Here is a 25,414-nt window from a genome sequence, read left to right on the forward strand (position 1 = left end):
GTTCCTAATGAAAGCACCAAAAACAGCGAAAAATAAGAAACAAGAAGAAAGTACCAGCTTTGTCCGCTGGCGCTTTATTTTGCTGTGCGGATGCATTGTCTTGGCGTTAGCAGGGTTGCTGACGCGGGTGGCTTATCTGCAAATTATCGCACCAGAGAAACTGGTGAAAGAAGGCGATATGCGCTCTTTACGAGTGCAAGAAGTCGCAACTTCCCGAGGCATGATCAGCGACCGAGAAGGGCGGCAACTGGCGGTGAGTGTGCCAGTTAATGCAATTTGGGCTGACCCCAAAGAAGTGTTCGAAAAAGGGGGGATCAGCAATGACGAGCACTGGAAAGCATTAGCGGATGCCCTTGAGATCCCATTAGAACAAATTACCAGCAAAATATCGGCCAATCCAAGAGGCCGTTTTGTGTATTTAGCGCGTCAAGTTAACCCATCTATTGGCGATTACGTTAAAAAACTAAAAATACCTGGTATTTACTTACGCAAAGAGTCTCGTCGTTATTATCCATCAGGCCCAGTTACCGCTCACTTATTGGGGGTAACAAATATTGATGGCGAAGGCATTGAAGGTGTCGAGAAAAGCTTTGACCGTTGGTTAAAAGGTGCACCAGGTGAACGTACAGTTCGCAAAGACCGTAATGGGCGAGTGATTGAAACGATTTCCTCTGTTGACAGCCAAGCTGCGCATAATCTGACATTAAGTATTGATGAACGCATTCAATCCATTGTTTACCGTGAATTAACACGTGGTGTACAGGAAAATAAAGCTGAATCGGGCGTAGCAATTTTAGTGGATGTTCATACCGGTGAAATTTTAGCAATGGCAAATAGTCCATCCTATAACCCAAATAATTTAACGGGTACATCAATGGATGCGATGCGTAACCGTGCTATCACCGATATTTTCGAGCCGGGCTCAACAGTGAAACCCATGGTGGTAATGAGTGCGCTACACAACAAAATTATTAAAGAAAACTCAGTAATTAATACTTATCCATATCGTATTAGTGGTCATGAGATCAAAGACGTAGCACGGTATGCTGAACTAACAATTACTGGGATTTTACAGAAGTCGAGTAACGTAGGTGTTTCAAAACTTGCGTTAGCGATGCCTGCCACTGAGCTGGTGGATGTGTATAGCCGCTTTGGGTTTGGCAAGCCGACTAATCTGGGGTTAGTCGGGGAAAGTAGTGGCATCTTTCCAAGTAAAAAAACACGGTGGTCTGATTTAGAAAGGGCCACCTTTTCTTTTGGCTACGGGCAAATGGTAACACCGTTACAGTTAGCGCGAGCCTACGCAACTATCGGTAGTTTTGGTATTTATCGGCCATTATCTATCACGAAGGTTGACCCTCCTGTATCAGGAACACGTGTTTTTCCTGAGCCGATCATGCGAACAGTGGTTCATATGATGGAAAGTGTGGCTTTACCCGGAGGCGGGGGAGCACGAGCAGCAATTAAAGGCTATCGCATTGCTATTAAAACAGGGACTGCGAAGAAAGTGGGTCCTGAAGGGCGTTACGTTGAAAAATATTTAGCTTACGCCGCGGGTGTGGCTCCTGCGAGTAACCCACGCTATGCGTTAGTAGTGCTCATCAATGAGCCTAGTGCAGGTAAATACTACGGTGGTGCGGTATCTGCACCGATATTTGGTTCAATCATGGGAGGGGTTCTACGGTTGATGAACGTTGAACCCGATGCATTGCAACCAAATGAACAAAATGAAATTGTAAATAGTCAAAAAGAGGTTAAAAGTGGCAGATCGTAATCTTTGTGATCTACTCTCACCCTTTGGTGTGAGCACAACTCCAATCTCACTGCGTGAGATGACGCTAGACAGTCGAAAGGCTGCCGCGGGCGATCTGTTTATTGCAATAAAAGGCCATCAATCAGATGGGCGACACTATATTCCTCAAGCAATTGCTCAAGGGGTTTCTGCTGTGATAGCGGAAGCGGAAGGTGAAACTGTTGAAGGTGAAATTCGTTTCGTTCATGGCGTCCCTGTCATTTATTTAAATGACCTGAATAATCGTTTATCAGCCCTTGCGGGGGAGTTTTATCAGCAGCCATCAGCTAATATGAAACTCGTTGGTGTGACGGGTACAAACGGTAAAACAACGACGACACAATTAATTGCTCAGTGGGCTCAAGGGCTAGGGGAAACTAGCGCTGTAATGGGAACCGTGGGTAATGGCCTATTAGGCCATGTGTCGCCAAGCGAAAATACTACCGGCTCTGCGGTAGATATCCAACTTGAATTGACCCAATTATTGAACCAAAAAGCGACATTAACAGCGATGGAAGTGTCTTCCCATGGCTTAGTGCAAGGCCGAGTTGCTGCCTTACAGTTTGATGCCGCGGTGTTTACCAATTTAAGTCGTGATCACCTTGATTATCATGGCGATATGGAAAGCTATGAAGCCGCAAAATGGCTGTTGTTTTCCACGCATAATACAAAATCGCAAATCATTAATGCGGATGATGCTATTGGCTTGAAATGGCTACAACGTTTACCACAGGCGTGCGCAGTGACCATGGAAAACCGTATCCCAAATGACTGGCAAGGCCCATGGTTAAAAGCCACTGAGGTTGAATATCACGATAAAGGTGCCAGCATCCATTTTGATTCCTCATGGGGAAATGGGCGCTTTGAAAGCCCATTAATGGGTGCATTTAATGTCAGCAATTTATTAGTGGCAATGGCAACTTTACTAATGATGGATTATCCGTTAGATAAACTGCTGGCTACTACCTCTTCATTATCACCAGTATGTGGGCGTATGGAAGTATTCAGTGCACCGAATAAACCGACAGTCGTCGTTGATTATGCGCATACTCCTGATGCCTTAGAAAAAGCTTTAGCGGCAGCACGCTTACATTGCAAAGGTCAATTATGGTGTGTATTTGGTTGCGGTGGTGACCGTGACAAAGGCAAGCGTCCACTAATGGGGGCTGCTGCAGAAGAGTATGCAGATAAAATCGTGATCACAGACGACAACCCGCGCAGTGAAGACCCTATCGATATTATTAATGATATTATGGCGGGCTTATTAGATTCCAGCCGTGCTTTGGCCATACCGGGTCGTCCAGAAGCCGTGACAAACACTATTTTGCAGGCATCTCCTGATGATGTGATTGTGATTGCAGGTAAGGGGCACGAAGATTATCAAATTATTGGTCAGCGCAAGTTAGATTACTCAGACCGTCTAACGGTAGCTCGTTTGTTGGGGGTAATCGCATGATCCCTTTAACACTCGCTCAATTGGCACAAATTACCCAAGGGCAGATTGAATCAGCTCCAGACACCAATGCAATGGTTAGCGCGGTTAGTACTGATAGCCGTAAAATTGCTGAAAATTGCCTATTCATTGCGTTAAAAGGTGAACGCTTCGACGCCCATGATTTTGCGCAGCAAGTCGTTATGGCGGGCGCTAAGGCGTTACTCGTTGAGCGCAAACTAGAAGTGAATTGCCCACAAATTATCGTGAAAGACACGCGTATCGCGATGGGCCAACTGGCTGCATGGGTTCGTCAGCAGAGTAGAGCCCGGGTCGTTGGCTTAACGGGGTCTTCAGGCAAAACATCGGTCAAAGAAATGACTGCGTCCATTTTATCTGAGCGCGGTAAAACCTTATATACTGCTGGTAATTTAAACAACGATATAGGTGTGCCTTTGACCCTATTTCGTTTAACCCATGATGATGATTTCGCAGTGATAGAAATGGGCGCTAATCATCCAAATGAAATTGCCTACACAACCAATATTGTCAAACCAGAAGCCGCATTAGTTAACAATTTATTTGCTGCACACTTAGCGGGTTTTGGTTCACCGGAAGGGGTTGCTAAAGCGAAAGGTGAAATTTATCAAGGTATTCCAGAAGAAGGAACTGCAATTGTTAACCTTGATAGCTACAGTGAAAAGTGGCAGTTTCAGCCACGTCAAACCGTTTGGTATTACTCACTAACGCCACAAGCAAAAGTGGATTTCTATCCTTCTGATATCCAAGTGAACCAGCTGACAACGGATTTTGTGTTACACACTCCCGTTGGTAGTGTTGATATCACCTTGCCATTACCAGGGCTGCATAACATCGCTAATGTGTTAGCGGCGAGTGCATTAGCCATTTCAGTCGGTGCTAGCCTCGACAATATTAAAAATGGCTTAGCGAAAACGAAGTCGGTACCGGGGCGGTTATACCCTGTGCGCTTAGCGGAGCACAAGGTGGTTTTAGACGACACTTATAACGCAAATGATGGTTCGATGATCGCAGCAATCCATGTTCTCGAAAAAATGCCAGGTTACCGCATCTTAGTGGTGGGGGACATGGGTGAACTGGGCGATTATGCAGAAGATTGCCATCAGCGTGTTGGTGTCGCCGCTAAACAAGCAGGCTTAGACAAAGTATTCAGTGTTGGTCAATTAAGTGAGTTGATCAGCCAATTTAGTGAATGTGGTGAGCATTTCACAGTGAAATCCGATTTATTAACCCGACTAATTCCGCTAGCACAGCAGAAGGACGTTGTTTCTATTTTAGTTAAAGGTTCACGCAGTTCCGCGATGGAAGATGTTGTGAATGCATTGAAGGAGTGCTTCGAATGTTAGTCTGGCTTGCCGAAATGTTGGTCCACAAGTTTTCTGTTCTGAACGTCTTTTCTTATTTGACGTTCAGGGCCATTGTCGGTTTGCTGACGGCACTTGCCATTGCTTTGTGGATGGGGCCGCATTTAATTGCTTATTTACAAAAAATGCAAATAGGCCAAGTCGTTCGTAATGAAGGCCCTGAGTCTCACTTTAGTAAGCGCGGAACCCCAACTATGGGCGGGTTATTGATTTTATTTTCAATCACCGTTTCAACTTTGTTATGGGCTCGCTTAGACAACCCTTATGTTTGGTGTGTATTACTTGTGTTAGTTGGCTATGGCATTGTCGGTTTTGTTGATGACTACCGTAAAGTGGTACGTAAAGACACTCGTGGTCTAATCGCACGTTGGAAATATTTTTGGCAATCCGTGATTGCGTTAATTGTTGCCTTTTCCATGTACGCGATTGGTAAAGACACCCCAGCAACGCAGCTAGTGGTGCCATTTTTTAAAGATGTGATGCCACAACTGGGCATGCTGTATATTTTGCTGACTTACTTTGTGATTGTAGGAACCAGTAACGCAGTAAACCTAACAGATGGTTTGGATGGCTTGGCTATCATGCCAACGGTATTTGTCGCTGCAGGTTTTGCATTAGTGGCATGGGCAACAGGTAATGTTAATTTTGCCAGTTACTTACATATTCCATTTTTACCACATGCAGGTGAATTAGTGATTGTCTGTACTGCCATTGTGGGGGCAGGGTTAGGCTTCTTATGGTTTAACACATATCCAGCCCAAGTATTTATGGGTGATGTTGGCTCATTGGCTCTTGGTGGTGCACTAGGAACTATCGCTGTATTACTGCGCCAAGAGTTTTTATTAGTGATTATGGGTGGTGTGTTTGTGGTTGAGACATTATCCGTTATTTTACAAGTCGGTTCATTTAAATTGCGCGGGCAACGTATTTTCCGCATGGCACCAATTCATCACCATTATGAATTGAAGGGTTGGCCAGAACCTCGCGTTATCGTGCGCTTCTGGATTATCTCATTAATGTTAGTCCTCATTGGGCTGGCAACCTTGAAGGTGCGTTAAGATGGTCGATTATCAGGGTAAGAACGTCGTTATTATTGGGCTGGGGATCACTGGCCTATCTTGCGTTCATTTTTTCCTTGCGCGCGGCGTTGTGCCTCGTGTTATGGATACCCGTGCAGTGCCTCCGGGGGTAGATAAACTCCCTGCGAACGTGGAATGCCATAGTGGCAGCTTGAATAATAGCTGGTTACAGGCAGCCGATTTAATTGTCGCGAGTCCAGGGATTGCGTTGGCAACACCTCAGTTGCAGGAAGCGGCAGAAAACGGCATCGAAATTGTGGGTGATATCGAATTGTTTTGTCGTGAAGCCGATGCACCGATTGTCGCCATTACAGGTTCAAATGGTAAAAGTACCGTCACGTCATTGGTTGGTGAAATGGCTAAAGCTGCGGGTATTTCAGTTGGTGTTGGTGGCAATATTGGTACGCCAGCGCTTTCATTACTCAATGCAGGGCATCGTCTATACGTTTTAGAACTTTCCAGCTTCCAATTAGAAACCACTTCAAGTTTAGAAGCGACCGCCGCGACAGTCTTAAATATTAGTGAAGATCATATGGATAGATACCCATTAGGTCTAGCGCAGTATCGTGAAGCTAAATTAAAAATTTATAACGATGCTAAAAACTGCATTGTTAACGTACAAGATGCACTGACCTTACCTGTCAATCATACCTTGGAAGAATGTATTAGCTTTGGCTTAAATAGTGGTGATTATTTCTTTGATACCCAAAAACGGGTGTTAGTGGCTCAAGGAAAAGAGCTGCTCGCTGTCAATGAGATGCACTTAACTGGCCAACACAATTACCTCAATGCGTTGGCCGCGCTAGCACTGGCAGATGCGGTGAGTATTCCTCGCCCAGCTTGCCTTCAAGTATTGAAAGACTATGCGGGGTTAGCGCATCGTTTCGAATTAGTGTTATTCAATAACGGTGTTCGCTGGATTAATGACTCGAAAGCCACCAATGTTGGAAGTACTGAAGCGGCGTTAAATGGGTTACATGTGGACGGCAATATCTACTTATTATTAGGTGGTGATGGCAAGTCAGCTGATTTTTCACCATTAAAACAATATATTGCTGCGGATAACTACCGTTTATATTGCTTTGGCCGTGATGGCAAAGAGTTAGCGGATATGGCACCTGAAAAATCAGTTTTGACTGAGACGATGGAACAAAGCTTACGCCAAATTGCGCCTCAACTAAAAGCGGGGGACATGGTGCTGTTATCCCCAGCGTGCGCCAGTTTGGATCAGTTTAAAAGTTTTGAGCAGCGTGGAACTGTCTTTGCTCAATTAGCCCAGGAGCTAGGTTAATGACGATACCGGGTGCGATGCGTTTAAAAAATTGGGTCATTGGTGAAAAAAATGGCGTGATTTCAGGCTCAACGCTTTACGACCGTACATTGGTGTGGTTGGCATTCGGTTTAGCCGCGGTTGGCTTTATTATGGTCACCTCTGCGTCCATGCCAGTTGGCCAGCGCTTAACCGAAGACCCGTTTTATTTTGCTAAGCGTGATGTGGTGTATATCGTTATCGCATTTATTTTAGCTCTAGGTGTTATGCGTATTCCGATGGCGGTTTGGGAGAAGTACAACTTCATATTGTTGATGGCTTCTCTTGGCATGCTAGTCGTGGTGTTGGTTGCAGGGAGTTCCGTTAACGGGGCATCACGCTGGATAGACATCGGTTTGGTAAAAATTCAGCCGGCAGAAATTTCGAAATTTACGTTGTTTTGCTACGTATCCAGTTATTTAGTGCGTAAATCTGATGAAGTCAGAACCCGTTTTCTTGGCTTTATCAAACCGATGTGTATTTTGATTGTTATGGCGTCTTTGCTTTTATTACAGCCTGACTTAGGGACAGTTATCGTCTTAGTGGTTACCACTCTCGGGTTGTTGTTTTTAGCAGGAGCAAGGTTAGCCCCCTTTATTATCGGTATTGCCGCTTGTGCGGTGGGGGTATTGGCTTTGATTTGGTTCGAGCCGTACCGCTTACGTCGAGTCACGTCATTTTTGAATCCATGGGATGACCCGTTTGGAAGTGGTTATCAGCTAACTCAATCTTTAATGGCCTTTGGTCGTGGTGAAGTATTTGGGCAAGGGCTTGGAAATTCAGTACAAAAATTAGAATATTTGCCAGAAGCACACACAGACTTTATTTTCTCGGTTTTAGCTGAGGAGCTCGGGTACTTTGGCGTTGTATTGGTTCTGCTGATGGTCTTTATGTTGGCATTTAGAGCAATGATGATCGGCCGTCGTGCATTGATGTCAAACCAATTATTCGGTGGTTATTTGGCTTGTTCTATTGGTATTTGGTTTACCTTCCAAGCGTTAGTTAACGTTGGCGCCGCATCAGGTATGTTACCGACAAAAGGTTTAACACTACCGCTAATTAGTTATGGTGGTTCGAGTTTACTGGTGATGGCTGCTGCCATTGCGATATTACTGAGAATTGATTTTGAAACACGCCTTGAAAAAGCGCAGGCGTTTGTAAGGAGCACTAAATGAGTCAGGCAAAGAAATTACTCGTCATGGCAGGTGGAACCGGAGGGCATGTTTTTCCGGGGTTAGCCGTGGCTCATTATTTGCAGGCTCAAGGCTGGGAGATCCGTTGGTTAGGTACGGCTGACCGAATGGAAGCTACATTAGTGCCGAAACATGGTATCGATATTGAATTCATTCAAATTTCGGGTCTCAGGGGCAAAGGTATCGCAGCGCAACTGGGGTCGCCATGGCGTATTTATAAAGCGATTCGCCAAGCCAAAACAATTATTAAGCGTTATCAACCCGATGCTGTATTAGGTATGGGGGGCTATGTTTCGGGGCCCGGCGGTATTGCAGCATGGCAATGCGGTGTTCCTGTTGTACTTCATGAGCAAAATGGTATCGCGGGTTTAACGAACAAATGGTTATCTCGAATCGCAAAAAGAGTATTACAAGCCTTTCCGGGGGCATTTCCTAACGCACCAGTTGTCGGTAATCCAGTACGTGAAGATGTTTTAGCACTACCTGCGCCACAGGTTCGTTTAGCTGGTCGTGAAGGTGCTATACGTGTATTAGTTGTTGGTGGCAGCCAAGGGGCTCGAATTCTAAATCAAGTGATGCCGCGAGTTGCTGAAAAAGTAGGCAAACAGTTAAATATCTGGCATCAAGCGGGAAAAGGCAGTAAGGAATCGACAGAAGCATTGTATAATGAACATATGCAAGTTTCAGTCAATTCCGAGTATAAAGTTACTGAATTTATTGATGATATGGCGCAAGCTTACGCATGGGCAGATATTGTTGTCTGTCGGTCAGGTGCATTAACAGTGAGTGAAATTGCAGCCGCAGGTTTACCGGCTATTTTTGTGCCTTTTCAACATAAAGATCGTCAACAATATTGGAATGCATTACCGCTAGAAAAAGCGGGAGCGGCTAAAATTTTAGAACAATCACAATTTACCGCAGATGCTGTGGCGAGCTTATTAGAACAATGGGATAGAAACGAATTACTCTCAATGGCCGAAAAAGCGCATAGCTGTGCAATTACAGACGCAACTGAGCGAGTTGCTACCGTGATTTGCGAAGTGGCTAAATAATATTAGCCATAATTGATATCGAATTAATTAGAAGCGAAGAAATATAGTGAATACACAACAATTAGCGAAATTAAGAACATCAGTGCCAGAAATGAGAAGAGTTAGGCACATCCATTTTGTCGGCATCGGCGGTGCTGGCATGGGTGGTATCGCTGAAGTGTTGGCAAATGAAGGCTATGAAATTAGTGGTTCAGATTTAGCACCGAATGCAGTGACTCAACAATTAACCGCATTAGGGGCAACGATTTACTTTAATCACCGCCCAGAGAACGTTGAAGACGCGAGTGTTGTTGTCGTATCAACGGCTATCTCGAGTGATAACCCTGAAATTCAAGCCGCCAAAGAATTGCGTATTCCTGTTATTCGTCGTGCGGAAATGTTGGCTGAATTAATGCGTTACCGTCATGGTATTGCCGTTGCAGGTACCCACGGGAAAACGACCACTACAGCAATGATTTCTGGGATTTATGCACAAGCAGGTCTTGACCCCACATTTGTGAATGGGGGGTTAGTTAAATCAGCAGGAACGCACGCGCGTTTAGGTAGTAGCCGTTACTTGATTGCAGAAGCCGATGAAAGCGATGCATCGTTTTTACATTTGCAACCGTTAGTTGCGGTCGTGACAAATATCGAAGCTGACCATATGGATACTTACCAAGGCGACTTCGATAATTTAACGAATACATTTATTAATTTCTTGCATAATCTGCCGTTCTACGGGCGTGCAGTAATGTGTATTGATGATCCTGTCATTCGTTCGTTGCTACCTAAAATTGGTCGCTACATTACTACTTATGGTTTTAGTGAAGATGCTGATGTGCGTATTACGCAATATGAGCAAAAAGGAAATCAAGGCTTTTTCACCATTGCTCGTGAAAATATGCCAGAGCTGACTGTGGTTCTAAATGCACCGGGACGTCACAATGCGCTCAATGCGACAGCCGCAGTAGCTGTTGCCACAGAAGAAGGTATTGACGATTTACATATTTTATCTGCACTAGTTGAGTTTCAAGGTACGGGGCGCCGCTTTGATTTCTTAGGGAATTTCCCTCTGCGTAATGTGAATGGCAAAGAGGGTGAAGTGATGCTAGTCGATGACTATGGCCACCACCCAACAGAAGTGGATGCAACGATTAAAGCCGCGAGAGCGGGTTGGCCAGATAAACGCATTGTTATGGTATTCCAACCACATCGTTATACCCGTACTCGTGACTTATACGATGATTTTGTGAATGTTTTAGGGCAGGTAGATGTACTGCTAATGCTAGATGTCTATTCAGCGGGTGAAAAGCATGTACCGGGTGCAGATAGCCGCTCATTGTGCAGAACAATTCGTGGTCGTGGTCAGATTGATCCTATTTATGTTGCCGATACTGAACAAATTCCGCATATATTAGCTCAAACTCTTGATGAAAATGATTTAATTTTAGTTCAAGGCGCAGGAAATATTGGTAAAATAGCTAAAAACCTAGCTGAAGCAAAATTACAGCCACCGATGGTTGAGGAATAAAAATGACAGAGAAAGTTGCGGTTCTATTAGGAGGCTCATCTGCTGAACGTGAAGTTTCACTTCAGTCAGGAAATGCTGTGCTGGCGGGGTTACGCCAAGCAGGTGTTGATGCTCATCCTATTGACCCCCAAGATTTCCCTGTAGAAACCTTGAAAGATGCAGGTTTTAATAAAGTTTTTATTGCGTTACATGGCCGAGGTGGTGAAGACGGTACATTACAAGGGTTGTTAGAAACACTAAACCTCCCTTATACCGGTAGTGGTGTTATGGCTTCAGCGCTGAGTATGGATAAGCTGAGAACAAAACAATTATGGCAAGGTGCAGGGTTAAGTGTATCGCCATATGTTTACTTAACACAGCAGCAGTATAAGCAGGCATCTCATGAGCAAATTGTCGCTAAAGTGCAATTGTTAGGGCTACCTCTGATTGTGAAACCTAGTCTAGAAGGTTCTAGTGTTGGCATGAGTAAAGTTGATAGCCTAGAGTCATTGCCGGCTGCTTTGGACCTCGCGTTTCAATTTGATGAAACGTTGTTAATTGAAAAATGGCTGAGTGGCCCAGAGTTCACGGTTGCTGTGTTGGGAGATAACACGTTACCGTCAATTCGTATTCAACCACCGGGTATTTTTTATGACTACGAAGCAAAATATTTATCTGATGAAACTCAATATTTTTGCCCAAGTGGTTTAGGTGAACAGCTCGAATCTGAGCTCGCAGAATTAGCACTGAAAGCTTACCAAGCCGTTGGCTGCGAAGGCTGGGGACGAGTTGATGTAATGCAAGATAATGATGGTCAATTTTATCTGCTGGAAGTTAATACATCACCGGGTATGACAAGCCATAGTCTAGTACCGATGGCAGCTCGACAGGCTGGTATGAGTTTTTCACAGTTAGTTGTACAAATTTTAAAATTGGCTCGTTGATATGTCACAAGCAGCACTAAACGTTAGGCATCATAATCAGAATAATGACGAGGATCCACGTTCAGGACCGAGTAATGGTGCATTTTTAGGTGGGTTATTTTTCTTCCTATTTGTGCTTGGCACTATCCTCTGGAGTGGTTGGATGGTGATGACTTGGATGAAAGATGCTGACAGGTTGCCGATGTCTAAATTGGTGTTAACGGGGGAGCGCCATTACACCACAAATGATGATGTCAGAAAGGCCATTTTAGCTTTAGGGCAGCCGGGGACATTTATGACCGTTGATGTCAACGCTATCCAGAACCAAATAAGCATGATGCCATGGGTACGCCAAGTGACGGTGCGTAAACAATGGCCAGATGAATTGAAAATTCACATTGTTGAATACCGCCCATTCGCTAGGTGGAATGATCAAAACATGGTAGATGAACAAGGCAGAGTATTTAACTTGCCAGTTAGCGAAAATGGTAAAGGGGATTATGTGTTGCTGTATGGGCCACAAGGTAGCCAAAAAGATGTCCTTAAGGAATTTGCAGTTTTTAAGAACACGTTAGCAGCACATAACCTAAAGCTAAAATCATTATCGATGACAGCCAGAAATGCCTGGCAAATTATTTTAGACAACGATGTTAGAATCGAATTAGGTAAGAAAGATGTGTCAGAGCGGTTAAATCGGTTCCTTGAACTGTATCCGCTTTTGCAGCAAACAACGGATAAACGCGTTGACTATGTTGACTTACGTTATTCCAGTGGTGCTGCGGTGGGCTGGGCGCCACTATTGGTCGATGCTCCACCGGAGTTACAATAAAGACGATGACTAATAACAAAAATTAGGCAGAAAAAATGATTAAAGCAACGGACAGAAAATTAGTGGTAGGCCTTGAAATTGGAACTTCCAAGGTATCAGCCCTTGTTGGCGAAATTCTGCCCGATGGTATGGTTAATATTATTGGGGTGGGAAGTTGTCCATCTCGTGGAATGGACAAAGGTGGCGTAAACGACCTTGAATCAGTGGTAAAATGTGTACAAAGAGCCATTGATCAGGCCGAATTAATGGCTGACTGCCAAATTTCATCGGTTTACCTTGCGCTATCAGGTAAGCACGTCAGTTGTCAAAATGAGATTGGTATGGTGCCAGTTTCAGAAGAAGAAGTGACGCAAGAAGATGTTGACAGTGTTGTGCATACAGCAAAATCGGTACGTGTACGTGATGAACACAGAATTTTGCACGTAATACCACAGGAATTTGCAATAGATTACCAAGAAGGGATTAAAAACCCAGTTGGTCTATCGGGTGTACGTATGCAAGCAAAAGTTCATTTGATCACCTGCCATAACGATATGGCGAAGAATATCGTCAAAGCCGTTGAACGTTGTGGGTTAAAAGTTGATCAGCTTATTTTTGCCGGTCTCGCTGCAAGTTATAGCGTTTTAACGGAAGATGAGCGTGAATTAGGTGTATGTGTCGTCGATATCGGTGGCGGCACAATGGACATGGCGGTTTATACTGGTGGGGCTTTACGCCATACGAAAGTGATTCCATATGCAGGCAATGTGGTGACAAGTGACATCGCATATGCGTTTGGAACGCCACCCAGTGATGCAGAAGCCATTAAAGTGCGCCATGGTTGTGCAGTCGGTTCTATCGTCAGTAAAGATGAAACCGTTGAAGTACCAAGTGTTGGTGGGCGACCACCAAGAAGTTTACAGCGTCAAACCTTAGCAGAAGTGATCGAGCCAAGGTATACTGAGCTGTTAAATTTAGTAAATGAAGAAATTTTAAATTTACAGGAACAGTTACGTCAACAAGGTGTCAAACACCATTTGGCAGCTGGTATCGTGTTGACTGGTGGAGCTGCGCAAATCGACGGTTTGGTCGAGTGCGCTCAAAAAGTGTTCCATACGCAAGTGCGTATTGGTACACCGCTCAACATCACAGGATTAACGGATTACGCGCAGGAGCCATATTATTCAACAGCGGTAGGGCTTCTGCATTACGGTAAAGAAAGCCATTTAGGTGATGATACCGAAGTAGAAAAACGTGCATCAGTTAGCGGGTGGTTTAGTAAAATAACCAGTTGGCTGAGAAAAGAATTTTAATTTTGATAAAGAAGCATATTATTAGCTTCAAAAGTAGTAAGCACAAAACGGAGAGACATTATGTTTGAACCAATGGAGCTAACCAACGATGCGGTGATTAAAGTCATCGGCGTTGGCGGCGGCGGCGGCAACGCCGTTGAACACATGGTGCGTGAACGTATTGAAGGCGTTGAGTTCTTCGCTGTCAATACAGACGCACAGGCGCTGCGTAAAACCGCAGTTGGACAAACTATCCAGATCGGTACAGGTATTACCAAAGGTCTGGGTGCGGGTGCAAACCCTGAAGTCGGCCGTAATGCCGCTGAAGAAGACCGTGAGGCGCTGCGTAATGCTTTAGATGGCGCAGATATGGTCTTTATCGCAGCGGGTATGGGCGGCGGTACAGGGACTGGTGCAGCTCCGGTTGTTGCCGAAGTTGCCAAAGAATTGGGTATTCTGACAGTTGCTGTTGTGACTAAGCCTTTCAATTTCGAAGGTAAAAAGCGCATGGCATTCGCAGAAGCGGGTATCACTGAGTTGTCAAAACATGTTGACTCATTGATCACTATCCCAAATGATAAATTATTAAAAGTACTTGGTCGTGGTATCTCATTACTGGATGCTTTCGGTGCGGCAAATGACGTACTAAAAGGTGCAGTACAAGGTATCGCTGAACTGATTACTCGCCCAGGTTTAATGAACGTAGACTTTGCTGACGTGCGTACTGTGATGTCAGAAATGGGCTACGCGATGATGGGGTCAGGTGTAGCTCGCGGTGAAGACCGTGCAGAAGAAGCCGCTGAAATGGCCATTTCTAGCCCATTATTGGAAGATATTGACCTGTCTGGCGCTCGTGGTGTGTTGGTTAACATTACAGCTGGTTTCGACCTGCGCTTGGATGAGTTTGAAACGGTGGGTAACACTATCCGTGCCTTCGCATCTGATAATGCAACTGTGGTAATCGGTACATCTCTTGACCCAGAAATGCACGAAGAACTGCGTGTCACTGTTGTTGCTACAGGTATTGGTATGGACAAACGTCCAGAAATTACTCTAGTTAGCAACAAGATGTCTCAGCAGGCGTCAATGGAACAGCGCTATCAGCAAATGCAAAATAGCATGTCTTCATTAACAGAAGAGAAGCCAGCGGCTAAAGCGGTCAATGACCAAAATACGCAAACAAATAAAGAACCAGATTATCTTGATATTCCTGCGTTCTTGCGTAAGCAGGCCGATTAATTTTATTTATATTGGTTTCTCCGCTTTTTGTGCTAAAATTTCCTACTGATTATCTTGTATGATGATCAGTAGGACTTATAACATTGCGAGAAAAATACGATGATCAAACAACGGACACTAAAACGTATTATTACAGCGACTGGTGTTGGTTTACATACCGGCAAGAAAGTTACGCTTACATTACGTCCAGCGCCGGCCAATACCGGGGTCATCTACCGTCGTACTGACCTTAATCCACCGGTTGATTTTCCGGCAGATGCGAAATCAGTTCGTGACACCATGTTATGTACTTGCTTAGTTAATGAAGATAACGTGCGTATTTCGACTGTTGAGCATTTGAATGCTGCCTTAGCAGGGTTAGGTATCGATAACATTGTTATTGAAGTCAATGCGCCTGAAATCCCTATTATGGATGGCAGTGCCGCACCATTTGTATTCTTACTGCTTGATGGCGGTATTGAAGAATTAAATTGTGCTAAGAAATTTTTACGTATAAAAGAAACAGTACGTGTTGAAGATGGTGATAAATGGGCTGAAATGCGACCTTATAATGGGTTTAGCCTTGATTTCACAATTGATTTTCAGCACCCAGCGATTGATAGTAGCACACAACGCTACTCACTTGATTTCTCAGCGGAATCATTTGTAAATCAAATTAGCCGTGCGCGTACTTTTGGCTTTATGCGTGATATTGAATATCTGCAATCAAAAGGCTTGTGCTTAGGCGGTAGTTTTGACTGCGCCATCGTTGTTGATGACTATAAAGTTCTTAACGAAGATGGTTTACGTTTTGAAGATGAATTCGTTCGTCACAAAATGTTGGATGCAATTGGTGATTTATTCATGTGTGGACATAACATTATTGGCGCTTTCACCGCGTTTAAATCAGGCCACGCACTGAATAACAAGCTGTTACAAGCAGTTTTAGCGAAAGAATCAGCTTGGGATCTCGTCACATTTGAAGACGAAGCTCAATTGCCTGTCGCATTCAAAGCACCTTCAGCGGTGTTTGCATAAGACGTGATTATGCAGCTATCTTCGAAAGCTAATCGAAGTTAGCCCTTTCTGTTGGTTGCACTAGTACTCTCTCCGGCTAGTGCAGCCAGCCGCTCAAATCTTTCTTTTAATCCCTTCGGGCTATTCTCTGCTAATTTCAAAAGTGCTTGTGCGGTTTGTGTGCTTATCTGGCGTTCGTTCATTTTTTGACTCATTGAGGCCGTTTGCTTAGTTACTGAGCTATTTTGCCTCGATTTTCGCATAAGATCGGGATTGATTCTGATGTCGATAGAAGATAAAGATGGTAGAATGGACGTTCTTAATGCAGAAAGAAGATTGAGTTTTTCGTAATTAAGTCGGGTCATCCAACTGGCATTTGCCACTTCAATGACCATAATACTATTACGGTAGTTTGCAACACGGCACATAGGTTTGATTTCAGCCGGCAGTAACCCTTTTACAGCACGATTCAGTTTGATAATCGCTTTTGCATTACGTTGAATAGTTTGTAAAGTGTTCGATGATGTTGCCAATGATCCTTCAAGAACATCAAAAAGTGCTTGTGGATGACTATCTCTCATTTTTAGCTCCGGCTGAGAATGAAACAACGAATTACAAATAATAATTTTGTCACTTATTCATTATATAAGAGTTTGATGGGCATTTTAAATTTTTGGCGACAACTCGGAAGAAAATACTTTTGGTCCCACCTGCTATTAGGTGTGGTTGCCACGGGTGTCGGCTTGCCTACAATTTTAAATGCGTTATCAGAATCTCAACACACACAGGTTAACTCTTCCCCCGTTAATCGCCAGAGCCAAGCTGTTAATGCCTTTGACAATTTATTTTCTCAACAGAATTCTCAGCGCTCTTCATCATCATCGTCATCCTATTCAGTTAATTACTGGCAGCAACATGCGGTAAGGAATGTCATTCGGCAGCTTACTTTTGCTTTTTCGGCAACGGAAGACGATGATGTAAACACGGCAGCAGAAGAGACTGAAAAGCTTATTGCCCCACAGTTGATGCTAGATACGCTGTATGCCATGTTAGCACAGCGTTCACTTCAGTGGGATGAAAGTGTTATCCAATTTAGTCATTATAACTATCCCCATATTATTGCCTACCAACCTGCAATTTGGATTGCTCAAGTCCACGGCATTCGTGCCGGCCCGTTAACAGCTTAATCTTTACCCATAGCAAGCCAGCTTAGTGCTGTGCTGTCTTGCGCCATAAAATTTAAAACAATTAATTGATTATTAGAGATTAAAATATGTTAACAAAGATTTTGACCAAAGTTTTTGGTAGTCGTAATGACCGTACCTTGCGCCGTTTACGTAAAGAAGTTGAAAAAATTAATCGTCTTGAACCCGATTTCGAAAAGTTATCTGATGATGAATTAAAAGCAAAAACGGTAGAGTTTCGTGAGCGTTTAACGAAGGGCGAAAGTTTAGAAAGCATCATCCCTGAGGCATTTGCAACTGTTCGCGAAGCAAGTAAACGTGTATTTGGTATGCGTCACTTTGATGTACAGCTTATCGGTGGAATGGTACTGAATGAACGCTGTATCGCAGAAATGCGTACGGGGGAAGGTAAAACATTAACGGCAACACTACCAGCTTATATCAACGCATTAAGTGGCAAAGGGGTTCACGTAGTTACGGTGAATGACTACTTAGCCAAGCGTGATGCTGAAAATAACCGTCCATTATTTGAATTCTTAGGTTTAACTGTGGGTATCAACCTGCCAGGTATGGCTCCACCTGCAAAACGTGAAGCGTATGCGGCAGATATTACTTATGGTACTAACAATGAATTTGGTTTTGACTACTTACGTGACAACATGGCATTTAGCCCTGAAGAGCGTGTTCAGCGTAAATTGCATTATGCTTTGGTGGATGAGGTCGACTCAATTCTTATCGATGAAGCACGTACACCGCTGATTATCTCAGGTCCTGCGGAAGACAGCTCTGAACTGTACCAAAAAGTAGATAAACTTATTCCATATTTGCAACGTCAAGAGAAAGAAGATTCAGATACTTTCCAAGGGGAAGGCCATTTTTCGGTTGATGAAAAATCGCGTCAAGTAACCATAACAGAACGTGGGCTAGTATTAATCGAAGAACTTCTAGCAAAAGAAGGCTTAATGGATGAAGGAGAATCTTTATATTCACCTTCTAACATCATGTTAATGCACCATGTAATGGCAGGCTTACGTGCTCACGCATTGTTTACCTTAGACGTTGATTATATTGTAAAAGACGGCCAAATTGTCATTGTTGACGAACATACGGGCCGTACAATGGAAGGGCGCCGTTGGTCTGATGGCTTACACCAAGCGGTTGAAGCAAAAGAAGGGGTTGAAATTCAAAATGAAAACCAAACCTTGGCTTCAATTACTTTCCAGAACTATTTCCGTTTATATGAAAAACTTGCAGGTATGACGGGGACTGCGGATACCGAAGCATTTGAGTTTAGCTCAATTTATAAACTTGATACAATTGTTATCCCAACTAACCGTCCAATGGTTCGTAAAGATTTACCTGACCTCGTTTATATGAACGAAGCGGATAAGTTTGCGGCAATTATTGAAGATATTCGTGAGAGAACCGCCAATGGGCAACCTGTTCTTGTTGGTACGATTTCTATCGAAAAATCTGAATTAATTTCTAATGCATTGAAAAAAGCTAAAATTGCTCACAACGTACTGAATGCAAAATTCCATGCAATGGAAGCGGATATCATCGCAAATGCAGGTCAAGCAGGTGCAGTAACGATCGCAACTAACATGGCCGGTCGTGGTACTGACATTATGTTAGGCGGCAGCTGGCAAACTGAAGTTGCTGCATTAGAAGAACCAACTCAAGAGCAAATTGACGAAATCAAAGCAAACTGGAAAGTTCGCCATGATGCTGTTTTAGCCTCAGGTGGTTTACATATTATTGGTACTGAGCGTCATGAGTCACGTCGTATCGATAACCAGTTACGTGGTCGTGCAGGGCGTCAAGGGGATGCGGGTTCATCTCGTTTTTACCTATCAATGGAAGATGCGCTGATGCGTATTTTTGCCTCAGACCGCGTTACAGGAATGATGAAAAAGTTAGGTATGAAGCCAGGTGAAGCTATTGAGCACCCATGGGTGACCAAAGCTATTGCTAATGCACAACGTAAAGTTGAAAGCCGTAACTTTGATATCCGTAAACAACTACTTGAATATGATGATGTTGCAAGTGACCAACGTCGTGCAATTTATACTCAACGTAATGAATTACTGGATGGCGGCGACATTAAAGAAACGGTTGATAGCATCCGCCAAGACGTATTAACCACTACGATGGATGCCTATATTCCACCTCAATCACTTGAAGAAATGTGGGATATCGAAGGGTTACACCAACGTTTAGTCAATGATTTTGACCTCGACTTACCAATCAAAGAGTGGTTAGATAAAGAGCCAGAGTTACACGAAGAAACATTACGTGAACGTATTATGGCAAAAGCGATTGAAGTTTATGATCGTAAAGAAGAAATTGTTGGCGCAGAAGCGATGCGTAATTTCGAAAAAGGTGTCATGTTGCAAACATTAGACACATTATGGAAAGAGCACTTAGCGTCAATGGATTACTTACGCCAAGGCATTCATTTGCGTGGCTATGCGCAAAAAGATCCTAAACAAGAGTACAAGCGCGAATCTTTCAGTATGTTTGCTAACATGCTTGAAGCATTGAAATATGAAGTGATTAGCACCTTATCTAAGGTACAAGTTCGTTTACCTGAAGAGGTTGAAGCATTAGAGCAACAGCGTCGTGAAGAAGCTGAGCGTTTAGCGAAAAGGCAACAATTAAGCCATGAAGCGGGTGCTGAATCTTTAATGACTGAAACCGAGGCTAAAATAGCAACTCAAGGTCACAAAATTGGTCGTAATGATCCTTGTCCTTGCGGCTCAGGTAAAAAATATAAGCAATGTCACGGTCGCTTAAATTAATTTATTATTAACTCATTAATATAAAAAAGGCGGGGTAACCCGCCTTTTTGACGAAAAAATTATGGAAAAAAAACATTTGCATATCGCGGCTGGAATTATTCGTAATTCCCAGCAACAAATTTTTATTACTAAACGGCCTGAAGGCACGCATATGGCTGGCTTTTGGGAATTTCCAGGTGGAAAACTTGAGATTAATGAATCACCTGAAGCGGCATTAATTCGTGAGCTTGAAGAAGAAGTCGGAATTGTAGTGACTAAGAGCGAGTTATTTCATCGCGTTGATCATGAGTTTGATGACCGTTTCATTACGCTTTATTTTTTTATCGTTACTGCGTGGGAAAATGAACCGTACGGTAAAGAAGGGCAAGATTCGCGTTGGGTTTGTCAACATGACCTTATTGCTGATGAGTTCCCACCGGCAAACCGTATTATTGTCGATTTATTAACGCAGAGAAGTGAATCAGCTTAATAACTGATATTGATATTAAGTGGAAAATACACAATGATATATTTTCCACTTAATTTACTGTGTCGCGACTTAACGTCTTATTTATCTGGCTGTTCACTCCAGTCATCGCTGTCAGAGATATCCCCTTGACTCGCAATTCTTTTTTCCTCACTAGCCCACTCACCAAGGTCAATAAGTTGACAACGCTTACTGCAAAATGGCCGGAAAGGGCTATTTTCATTCCAAACAACTATCTTTTTGCATGTTGGGCAGTTTACTTCAATGATTTCGCTCATAAATATATATCTCTAGCTAGCAACAGGATAACTCAAAACTAATTACATCTGGAAGTATACCATTCTCACTGTCGATATGTAGAAAGCGCAATGCAAATCTTGTTTTATGGCCTGAAATTTGTGGGTAAATAAGGTGCTCAATTGATAATTTGATACGTAGTAACTCTTTACCCTCGACATTATCTTGATAAAAACCATTATGAGATTCTTTTGTTTCGAAATTACCACTTTGACGAATTAATGTAAGGACTAGTTTTAATGCATTATTAAGTGGGTCAAGGCTTTGCAGCCATCCATTGATGGTTTTATTTCTTTCAATTTGCGGGATATTTAACCAAAGCTGTAAAGTGGGGAGATCAAAGCTACAGCAGCCTCCTGGGATGCTTAGTCGTTGGCGTACCATACTGATAATTTTATCTGTTCGTAAATGGTGGCCAAAACGTGAGGCTGACATCAATTTGGCGGTTGTATCAGATAATTGTTCAAGTAATGTAGAAATTAATTGGTTATCGGCATTAGGGGCTTCAGCCCAACTAGCTAGCTGAATTCGTTGTTTTTCGAGCTCTTTCATGAGCTCAGAACGTACTTCGCCTCTATCAAGAATTTCAATTAATTCTGAAACAGAACGAAAAAAGGCAATACCAGTAGAGTAGGAAGTAATATTACTTAGCTCATAAATTTGAGATAAAAGTGTTTCAAGGCGCAACCACGAACGAATTTTTTCATTCATTGGGTATTCATAAGTAATAAAATTTGTTGCAATTAACTCGCCCATTTTAATTCCTATTTTTTTATTTTTGCTAGTGTTAAGTACTGGTTATGTAACGCGGCTACCTTGGTTGAGAGATCCCTATCATGAGAATGGTTTGTTATTATATCATTGGCATAATCAAGTCGTTTTTCACGGCTAACTTGTGCATTAAGTATATTAGTAACTTGTTCTAAACTGGTCTTATCTCTTTTTAGAGTACGTTGAATTTGCTCTTCAACAGTAACATCAACAACTAATACCCTATCTGCCAAATGATGAATATTATTTTCAATCAATAAAGGGACTACCCATAATAGATAAGGGTAATTTATTTGTTGAAATTGTTTTTGTGTTTCTTGTTGGATCAATGGATGAAGTAGAGCATTCAGCCATTTTTTTTCATCAGGTTTGGAAAAAATAATTTCTCTTAAGCGCTGCCTATTTAGAGCTCCGTTAGGAAGAATGACATCCTTACCGAAGTGGCGAGTAATGCTTTTTAGAGCTGGGCTGTTAGGCTCAACAACTTGTCGTGCAATCACATCCGCATCAACTAGGGGAACTCCAAGTTTTGCAAACTCGTTTGCAACAGTTGTTTTACCACTTCCAATACCACCTGTTAAAGCAACTATATAAGGCATATGATTATTCATTTACTCGTTGAAAAAAAACAGATTACACTGAAATAAATCATTTGTCTTCATCCAAAGTAATATTACTGTGAATAGATTAAAAAATAAATCGATATATTATATATTAAAGGGGAAACATAATATCTATATCTATCTGAAATTATTTATAACTCAGTTATAACATTACCTAAATTAAATATAGGTAGATACATTGCTAGCATGACGATACCCACGAGTATAGCAATTAAAACGAGTAAAATAGGTTCAAGGTTTTTTAGGTTTTTTTCGGTAATGAAAATATATTGCTCTGAATAATATTTGAATAAATAATTGGAAAAATAGTGTATTTTCCCAGATTCTTCAGCAATAGACATTAGCTGTACAGCTAAATCAGGAAAAAACTTAGTTTGCCTCATAGCATAGGAGAGTAATTCTCCTTTATGTACCGACATATGTACGTGTTTGCAGTCTTTTTTATATTGATTATTATTAATGGTTTGAATAGTACACTTTAAACATTCAGATAATGATAACCCTACATTAATAGTTGAATGCATCGTTAAAAAATATAAACTTAAATTATGAAGTTGTAATGATTTTTTTAATATGGGTAAATGCATTATTGTTTTTTTTATTAAGTTCAGTGCCTTTTCCTTAAATTTAAATATGAAAGGTAATAAAAATAGAATAAGACTAAGTAAGTAGGGTAAATATTCCCTTAGGAAACTTGATATGAAAGTTATAGTTTTTGTAATGAGTGGTAGTTCGTGTCTAACATTTTGATAGATACTTTCAAATTGAGGAACAACATAGATCATCATAATGGCTAATAAAACTATAGAAAAAGATGATAGAATTATTGGGTATCGTGTCGATTTACTGATGAGTAAAGATACTTTATTGTTATGCTCTAAAATTGAATTGATTGTACTAAAGCTTTCCTCGTACTGCCCTGTTTTCTCGGCAACGGTAATAATACTGATTACTGTGTCATTAAAAATGGTGGGATGTTTTTTTAAATATTGTGAAAATTTCTCTCCTTTTTCAATATGGATTATTGAATTTTCGATAATATCAGTCCAAAATGGAAAGGGACAGTTGGTATGCAATATTTTTAAACATTGTATGAGGTTAATACCTGATGATGATAATAAAGATAATTGATGAAAAAAATGAATTCGATAATTAATGTTTTTTTTATCTAATGTAAATAGTGTTTTTAATTTTATTTGTATAGGAATTAAATTTCTTTCAGTTATGTTAATAAAAGCATGTTTTTTACTTTTTGCTATTAGTGTACTGTGTTTTAATTGGTTTTTAAAATCAATGGCAATATATGAATAAATAAACATGTTAATTTACTCCATTTCCGATAATAGAATAGATTTCTTGAAGTGTGGTTTCACCCATTTCAACGCATTCTATACCTGCATCAAAAAGGCTAACAAAATTATTTGGATTTTCTAATGTATTATTTTTAAAGATTTCATAGATATTGCTTTGATCTATATATTCATAAATTGCAATTCTTCCCATAAAACCAGAAAAACAAAGCCCACAGCCTTTTGAAGACCATTCATTGATTATATGGTTATTATGCAATTCAGTTTTTTTAGGTATTGTTTCTTTGCAGTGAGGACAAAGTTTTCGTACTAGCCTCTGTGCAATAACCATTTTTAAGCAAGATTTAAGTTGACTATTTTCTATCCCCAATTGATTCATTCGCTCTATAGCACTAATTGTACAATTTGTGTGCAGTGTTGACAAAACTAGATGACCAGTTTGAGCCGCTCGGGTCGCAATCTTAGCGGTTTCTTCATCACGGATTTCACCAATCATAATGACATCAGGGTCTTGCCGTAGAAGCGCCCTCAAAATAAAAGAAAAATTAAGTTTGTATTTTTCATTAACTTGGGTTTGGTTGATCCCTTGTAGGGGGATTTCAATAGGGTCCTCAATGGTTGTTATATTTCTTGAGGATTGATTTAAATATTCTAGATAACTATAAAGTGTTACTGTTTTACCACTTCCTGTTGGCCCTGTGACTAAAATTAATCCTTGTGGCCGATTTAAATATTCTTTTAACCGTTCAAGAAGGGAAGAGCACATCCCTATGTGCTCTAAAGAATATTTTAATTGCGTATTCAAAATACGTAAGACTAACTTTTCACCATGAATGGTCGGAATGCTAGAAAGACGAATACTATAATTTTGCCCGTCAAAATACCAACTCATTTGACCATCTTGTGGAAGCCTTTTTTCCGCTATATTCATTTTTGCTAGTATTTTTATACGAGCAATAATTTCGCTATTAATTTCATAAGGAGGAGAGGGAATAAAATATAGCTTCCCATCTACACGTAATCTAATTTTTAACCCTTGTTTGGTTGGTTCAAGGTGTATATCAGATGAGCGTTTATGAACTGCTGTTTTTAATAATTCCTCAACAAAATTAATTGCAGGGGATGATGTGTTTAATAGTTCGGTTTCTTGAGGATGATAATTTGTTTCCTCCTCTTTTATTTCATGTACTGTGTTATTAAAATAATGGTCTATTTTTTCTTTTGGCCAAATATCATAACAGACAGGGACGCTAGCAATAAATTTTAATGTGGCTATTAAGTTATCATCCGGTTTTTTAGCAGCGGCGATAGATAATCTTTTTTGATTATAATCTATGATTATAATGTAATTTTTATCACATAAGCTCTTAAGTTCTTTATAAATAAATTGGTCATTATTAGATATATTCATAAATATTCCCAATTAAAAGATAAATGTTTTTTCACATAGTGATTTTAAGTTAGCATTAGTTTTATTTTCGCAAACAACTGCCCAGTTGAAGGGTTTATCTAAGGTTGGAAGGGTTGGTGTTAATGTGACTTTTAAGTCTGATAATGATTTACCAGTAGAGAACGTAATAACTCCAGATTTAACGTCTATCTTATTAATGTATTTCCCTGTTATATTTGTAGGAATATCATCACTACCTCCATTGCAATGCGATAAACTCCCTCGATTAAAACTGCATATTTCTATGCTGTTCTTATAAGGAATAACGGTCTGGAGTACATCGGTAATTGCTGCTTTTTGCATATAGCTTTGATAGCCAGGGATCGCAATAGCACTTAGAATTGATATAATTGCAATTACTACCATAATTTCAATAAGTGAAAATCCTTGTTGATTCATAAATAAAAACCTCCGTTGTTAAGTGAGGTTTCATCATAATTAAATTTTTAAGTTAAAGTTAGATGCTAAAAAAAACAGTGAGAAGCACTTTGTAAATATTTATTGG

23 protein-coding genes are annotated in these 25,414 nt (G+C 41.4%); 16 read left to right on the top strand and 7 right to left on the bottom strand.

From position 1 onward, the window contains the following. Window positions 1-7: 7 nt before the first annotated feature. The 13 genes from ftsI (at window position 8) to lpxC (ending at window position 16,028) form a co-directional block, all read left to right on the top strand. Window positions 8-1,774 carry a peptidoglycan glycosyltransferase FtsI gene (ftsI, locus tag P3L37_RS05800; RefSeq protein ID WP_004913194.1) on the top strand — a complete coding sequence of 589 codons (1,767 nt, stop codon included), beginning with the start codon at window positions 8-10 and terminating at the stop codon, window positions 1,772-1,774. Then, window positions 1,761-3,248, top strand: coding sequence for a UDP-N-acetylmuramoyl-L-alanyl-D-glutamate--2,6-diaminopimelate ligase (murE, locus tag P3L37_RS05805; protein ID WP_272667423.1), 1,488 nt, complete (start codon window positions 1,761-1,763; stop codon window positions 3,246-3,248). Before ftsI ends, murE begins: the two co-directional genes overlap by 14 nt. Beyond that, window positions 3,245-4,609, top strand: a complete 1,365-nt coding sequence (gene murF, locus P3L37_RS05810) for a UDP-N-acetylmuramoyl-tripeptide--D-alanyl-D-alanine ligase (protein WP_198635043.1) — start codon at window positions 3,245-3,247, stop codon at window positions 4,607-4,609. Before murE ends, murF begins: the two co-directional genes overlap by 4 nt. Then, the gene (gene mraY / locus P3L37_RS05815; RefSeq protein ID WP_004262035.1) at window positions 4,603-5,685 is read left to right on the top strand and encodes a phospho-N-acetylmuramoyl-pentapeptide-transferase; all 1,083 of its coding nucleotides are present in this window, start codon (window positions 4,603-4,605) and stop codon (window positions 5,683-5,685) included. Before murF ends, mraY begins: the two co-directional genes overlap by 7 nt. A 1-nt stretch (window position 5,686) precedes the next feature. Next, the gene (murD, locus tag P3L37_RS05820; RefSeq protein WP_004913186.1) at window positions 5,687-6,997 is read left to right on the top strand and encodes a UDP-N-acetylmuramoyl-L-alanine--D-glutamate ligase; all 1,311 of its coding nucleotides are present in this window, start codon (window positions 5,687-5,689) and stop codon (window positions 6,995-6,997) included. Further along, window positions 6,997-8,190 (top strand): cell division protein FtsW, encoded by a 1,194-nt coding sequence (ftsW, locus tag P3L37_RS05825; protein ID WP_109912942.1) that lies wholly within the window; start codon window positions 6,997-6,999, stop codon window positions 8,188-8,190. Before murD ends, ftsW begins: the two co-directional genes overlap by 1 nt. After that, window positions 8,187-9,260 carry an undecaprenyldiphospho-muramoylpentapeptide beta-N-acetylglucosaminyltransferase gene (gene murG, locus P3L37_RS05830; protein WP_109912941.1) on the top strand — a complete coding sequence of 358 codons (1,074 nt, stop codon included), beginning with the start codon at window positions 8,187-8,189 and terminating at the stop codon, window positions 9,258-9,260. Before ftsW ends, murG begins: the two co-directional genes overlap by 4 nt. A 46-nt stretch (window positions 9,261-9,306) precedes the next feature. Beyond that, window positions 9,307-10,770 (top strand): UDP-N-acetylmuramate--L-alanine ligase, encoded by a 1,464-nt coding sequence (gene murC / locus P3L37_RS05835; protein WP_196723720.1) that lies wholly within the window; start codon window positions 9,307-9,309, stop codon window positions 10,768-10,770. Between the two features lie 2 nt (window positions 10,771-10,772). Continuing rightward, window positions 10,773-11,693, top strand: a complete 921-nt coding sequence (locus P3L37_RS05840) for a D-alanine--D-alanine ligase (protein ID WP_004913172.1) — start codon at window positions 10,773-10,775, stop codon at window positions 11,691-11,693. 1 nt (window position 11,694) lies between these two features. Further along, the gene (gene ftsQ, locus P3L37_RS05845; protein WP_004913170.1) at window positions 11,695-12,501 is read left to right on the top strand and encodes a cell division protein FtsQ; all 807 of its coding nucleotides are present in this window, start codon (window positions 11,695-11,697) and stop codon (window positions 12,499-12,501) included. Between the two features lie 35 nt (window positions 12,502-12,536). Continuing rightward, window positions 12,537-13,793, top strand: a complete 1,257-nt coding sequence (gene ftsA, locus P3L37_RS05850; RefSeq protein ID WP_004262024.1) for a cell division protein FtsA — start codon at window positions 12,537-12,539, stop codon at window positions 13,791-13,793. Window positions 13,794-13,853: 60 nt separating this feature from the next. Next, window positions 13,854-15,011 carry a cell division protein FtsZ gene (gene ftsZ / locus P3L37_RS05855; protein WP_004262022.1) on the top strand — a complete coding sequence of 386 codons (1,158 nt, stop codon included), beginning with the start codon at window positions 13,854-13,856 and terminating at the stop codon, window positions 15,009-15,011. A gap of 99 nt (window positions 15,012-15,110) precedes the next feature. After that, window positions 15,111-16,028, top strand: a complete 918-nt coding sequence (gene lpxC / locus P3L37_RS05860) for a UDP-3-O-acyl-N-acetylglucosamine deacetylase (RefSeq protein WP_004913165.1) — start codon at window positions 15,111-15,113, stop codon at window positions 16,026-16,028. A 38-nt stretch (window positions 16,029-16,066) separates the two neighbouring features. Here lpxC and P3L37_RS05865 read toward each other — a convergent pair whose 3' ends face one another. Further along, window positions 16,067-16,588, bottom strand: coding sequence for a DUF721 domain-containing protein (locus P3L37_RS05865; protein WP_109912939.1), 522 nt, complete (start codon window positions 16,586-16,588; stop codon window positions 16,067-16,069). 75 nt (window positions 16,589-16,663) lie between these two features. Here P3L37_RS05865 and secM point away from each other — a divergent pair, with 75 nt between their 5' ends. The 3 genes from secM to mutT all read left to right on the top strand — a co-directional run bounded on the left by secM (window position 16,664) and on the right by mutT (window position 20,461). Next, entirely contained in the window at window positions 16,664-17,194 is a 531-nt protein-coding gene (secM, locus tag P3L37_RS05870; RefSeq protein WP_211889125.1) for a secA translation cis-regulator SecM, read from the top strand. Between the two features lie 86 nt (window positions 17,195-17,280). Continuing rightward, window positions 17,281-19,992: a preprotein translocase subunit SecA gene (secA, locus tag P3L37_RS05875; RefSeq protein WP_109912938.1), complete on the top strand. Its 2,712-nt coding sequence runs from the start codon at window positions 17,281-17,283 to the stop codon at window positions 19,990-19,992. Between the two features lie 61 nt (window positions 19,993-20,053). Further along, entirely contained in the window at window positions 20,054-20,461 is a 408-nt protein-coding gene (mutT, locus tag P3L37_RS05880; protein WP_109912937.1) for an 8-oxo-dGTP diphosphatase MutT, read from the top strand. A 77-nt stretch (window positions 20,462-20,538) separates the two neighbouring features. Here the strand turns inward: mutT and yacG are convergent, their stop codons facing one another. The 6 genes from yacG to ppdD form a co-directional block, all read right to left on the bottom strand. Continuing rightward, window positions 20,539-20,736 carry a DNA gyrase inhibitor YacG gene (gene yacG, locus P3L37_RS05885; RefSeq protein WP_004262008.1) on the bottom strand — a complete coding sequence of 66 codons (198 nt, stop codon included), beginning with the start codon at window positions 20,734-20,736 and terminating at the stop codon, window positions 20,539-20,541. Between the two features lie 16 nt (window positions 20,737-20,752). Continuing rightward, complete coding sequence (gene zapD, locus P3L37_RS05890) at window positions 20,753-21,511, bottom strand: cell division protein ZapD (protein WP_109912936.1); 759 nt, start codon at window positions 21,509-21,511, stop codon at window positions 20,753-20,755. Window positions 21,512-21,519: 8 nt separating this feature from the next. Further along, on the bottom strand, window positions 21,520-22,125 hold the full coding sequence (gene coaE, locus P3L37_RS05895; protein ID WP_004913145.1) for a dephospho-CoA kinase: 606 nt from the start codon (window positions 22,123-22,125) through the stop codon (window positions 21,520-21,522). 155 nt (window positions 22,126-22,280) lie between these two features. Beyond that, window positions 22,281-23,468 (bottom strand): type II secretion system F family protein, encoded by a 1,188-nt coding sequence (locus tag P3L37_RS05900; protein ID WP_110732101.1) that lies wholly within the window; start codon window positions 23,466-23,468, stop codon window positions 22,281-22,283. 1 nt (window position 23,469) lies between these two features. Then, window positions 23,470-24,870, bottom strand: coding sequence for an ATPase, T2SS/T4P/T4SS family (locus tag P3L37_RS05905; RefSeq protein ID WP_272667422.1), 1,401 nt, complete (start codon window positions 24,868-24,870; stop codon window positions 23,470-23,472). Window positions 24,871-24,882: 12 nt separating this feature from the next. Then, window positions 24,883-25,308, bottom strand: a complete 426-nt coding sequence (gene ppdD, locus P3L37_RS05910) for a prepilin peptidase-dependent pilin (RefSeq protein ID WP_109912934.1) — start codon at window positions 25,306-25,308, stop codon at window positions 24,883-24,885. Window positions 25,309-25,414 lie beyond the last annotated feature (106 nt).

The sequence above is a fragment of the Providencia sp. PROV114 genome (assembly GCF_032704305.1).
Taxonomy (GTDB): Bacteria; Pseudomonadota; Gammaproteobacteria; order Enterobacterales; family Enterobacteriaceae; genus Providencia; species Providencia rettgeri.

Excerpts from the sequence above, each read along its gene's own strand:
- mutT (WP_109912937.1), top strand. The coding sequence starts at position 20,054 with ATGGAAAAAAAACATTTGCATATCGCGGCTGGAATTATTCGTAATTCC.
- P3L37_RS05840 (WP_004913172.1), top strand. The coding sequence starts at position 10,773 with ATGACAGAGAAAGTTGCGGTTCTATTAGGAGGCTCATCTGCTGAACGT.
- mraY (WP_004262035.1), top strand. The coding sequence starts at position 4,603 with ATGTTAGTCTGGCTTGCCGAAATGTTGGTCCACAAGTTTTCTGTTCTG.
- ftsA (WP_004262024.1), top strand. The coding sequence starts at position 12,537 with ATGATTAAAGCAACGGACAGAAAATTAGTGGTAGGCCTTGAAATTGGA.
- coaE (WP_004913145.1), bottom strand. The coding sequence starts at position 22,125 with ATGCCTTATATAGTTGCTTTAACAGGTGGTATTGGAAGTGGTAAAACA.
- secA (WP_109912938.1), top strand. The coding sequence starts at position 17,281 with ATGTTAACAAAGATTTTGACCAAAGTTTTTGGTAGTCGTAATGACCGT.
- murF (WP_198635043.1), top strand. The coding sequence starts at position 3,245 with ATGATCCCTTTAACACTCGCTCAATTGGCACAAATTACCCAAGGGCAG.
- murD (WP_004913186.1), top strand. The coding sequence starts at position 5,687 with ATGGTCGATTATCAGGGTAAGAACGTCGTTATTATTGGGCTGGGGATC.
- ftsW (WP_109912942.1), top strand. The coding sequence starts at position 6,997 with ATGACGATACCGGGTGCGATGCGTTTAAAAAATTGGGTCATTGGTGAA.
- P3L37_RS05900 (WP_110732101.1), bottom strand. The coding sequence starts at position 23,468 with ATGTTTATTTATTCATATATTGCCATTGATTTTAAAAACCAATTAAAA.
- lpxC (WP_004913165.1), top strand. The coding sequence starts at position 15,111 with ATGATCAAACAACGGACACTAAAACGTATTATTACAGCGACTGGTGTT.
- ppdD (WP_109912934.1), bottom strand. The coding sequence starts at position 25,308 with ATGAATCAACAAGGATTTTCACTTATTGAAATTATGGTAGTAATTGCA.
- zapD (WP_109912936.1), bottom strand. The coding sequence starts at position 21,511 with ATGGGCGAGTTAATTGCAACAAATTTTATTACTTATGAATACCCAATG.
- yacG (WP_004262008.1), bottom strand. The coding sequence starts at position 20,736 with ATGAGCGAAATCATTGAAGTAAACTGCCCAACATGCAAAAAGATAGTT.
- P3L37_RS05865 (WP_109912939.1), bottom strand. The coding sequence starts at position 16,588 with ATGAGAGATAGTCATCCACAAGCACTTTTTGATGTTCTTGAAGGATCA.
- P3L37_RS05905 (WP_272667422.1), bottom strand. The coding sequence starts at position 24,870 with ATGAATATATCTAATAATGACCAATTTATTTATAAAGAACTTAAGAGC.
- secM (WP_211889125.1), top strand. The coding sequence starts at position 16,664 with ATGGGCATTTTAAATTTTTGGCGACAACTCGGAAGAAAATACTTTTGG.
- ftsI (WP_004913194.1), top strand. The coding sequence starts at position 8 with ATGAAAGCACCAAAAACAGCGAAAAATAAGAAACAAGAAGAAAGTACC.
- ftsZ (WP_004262022.1), top strand. The coding sequence starts at position 13,854 with ATGTTTGAACCAATGGAGCTAACCAACGATGCGGTGATTAAAGTCATC.
- murG (WP_109912941.1), top strand. The coding sequence starts at position 8,187 with ATGAGTCAGGCAAAGAAATTACTCGTCATGGCAGGTGGAACCGGAGGG.
- ftsQ (WP_004913170.1), top strand. The coding sequence starts at position 11,695 with ATGTCACAAGCAGCACTAAACGTTAGGCATCATAATCAGAATAATGAC.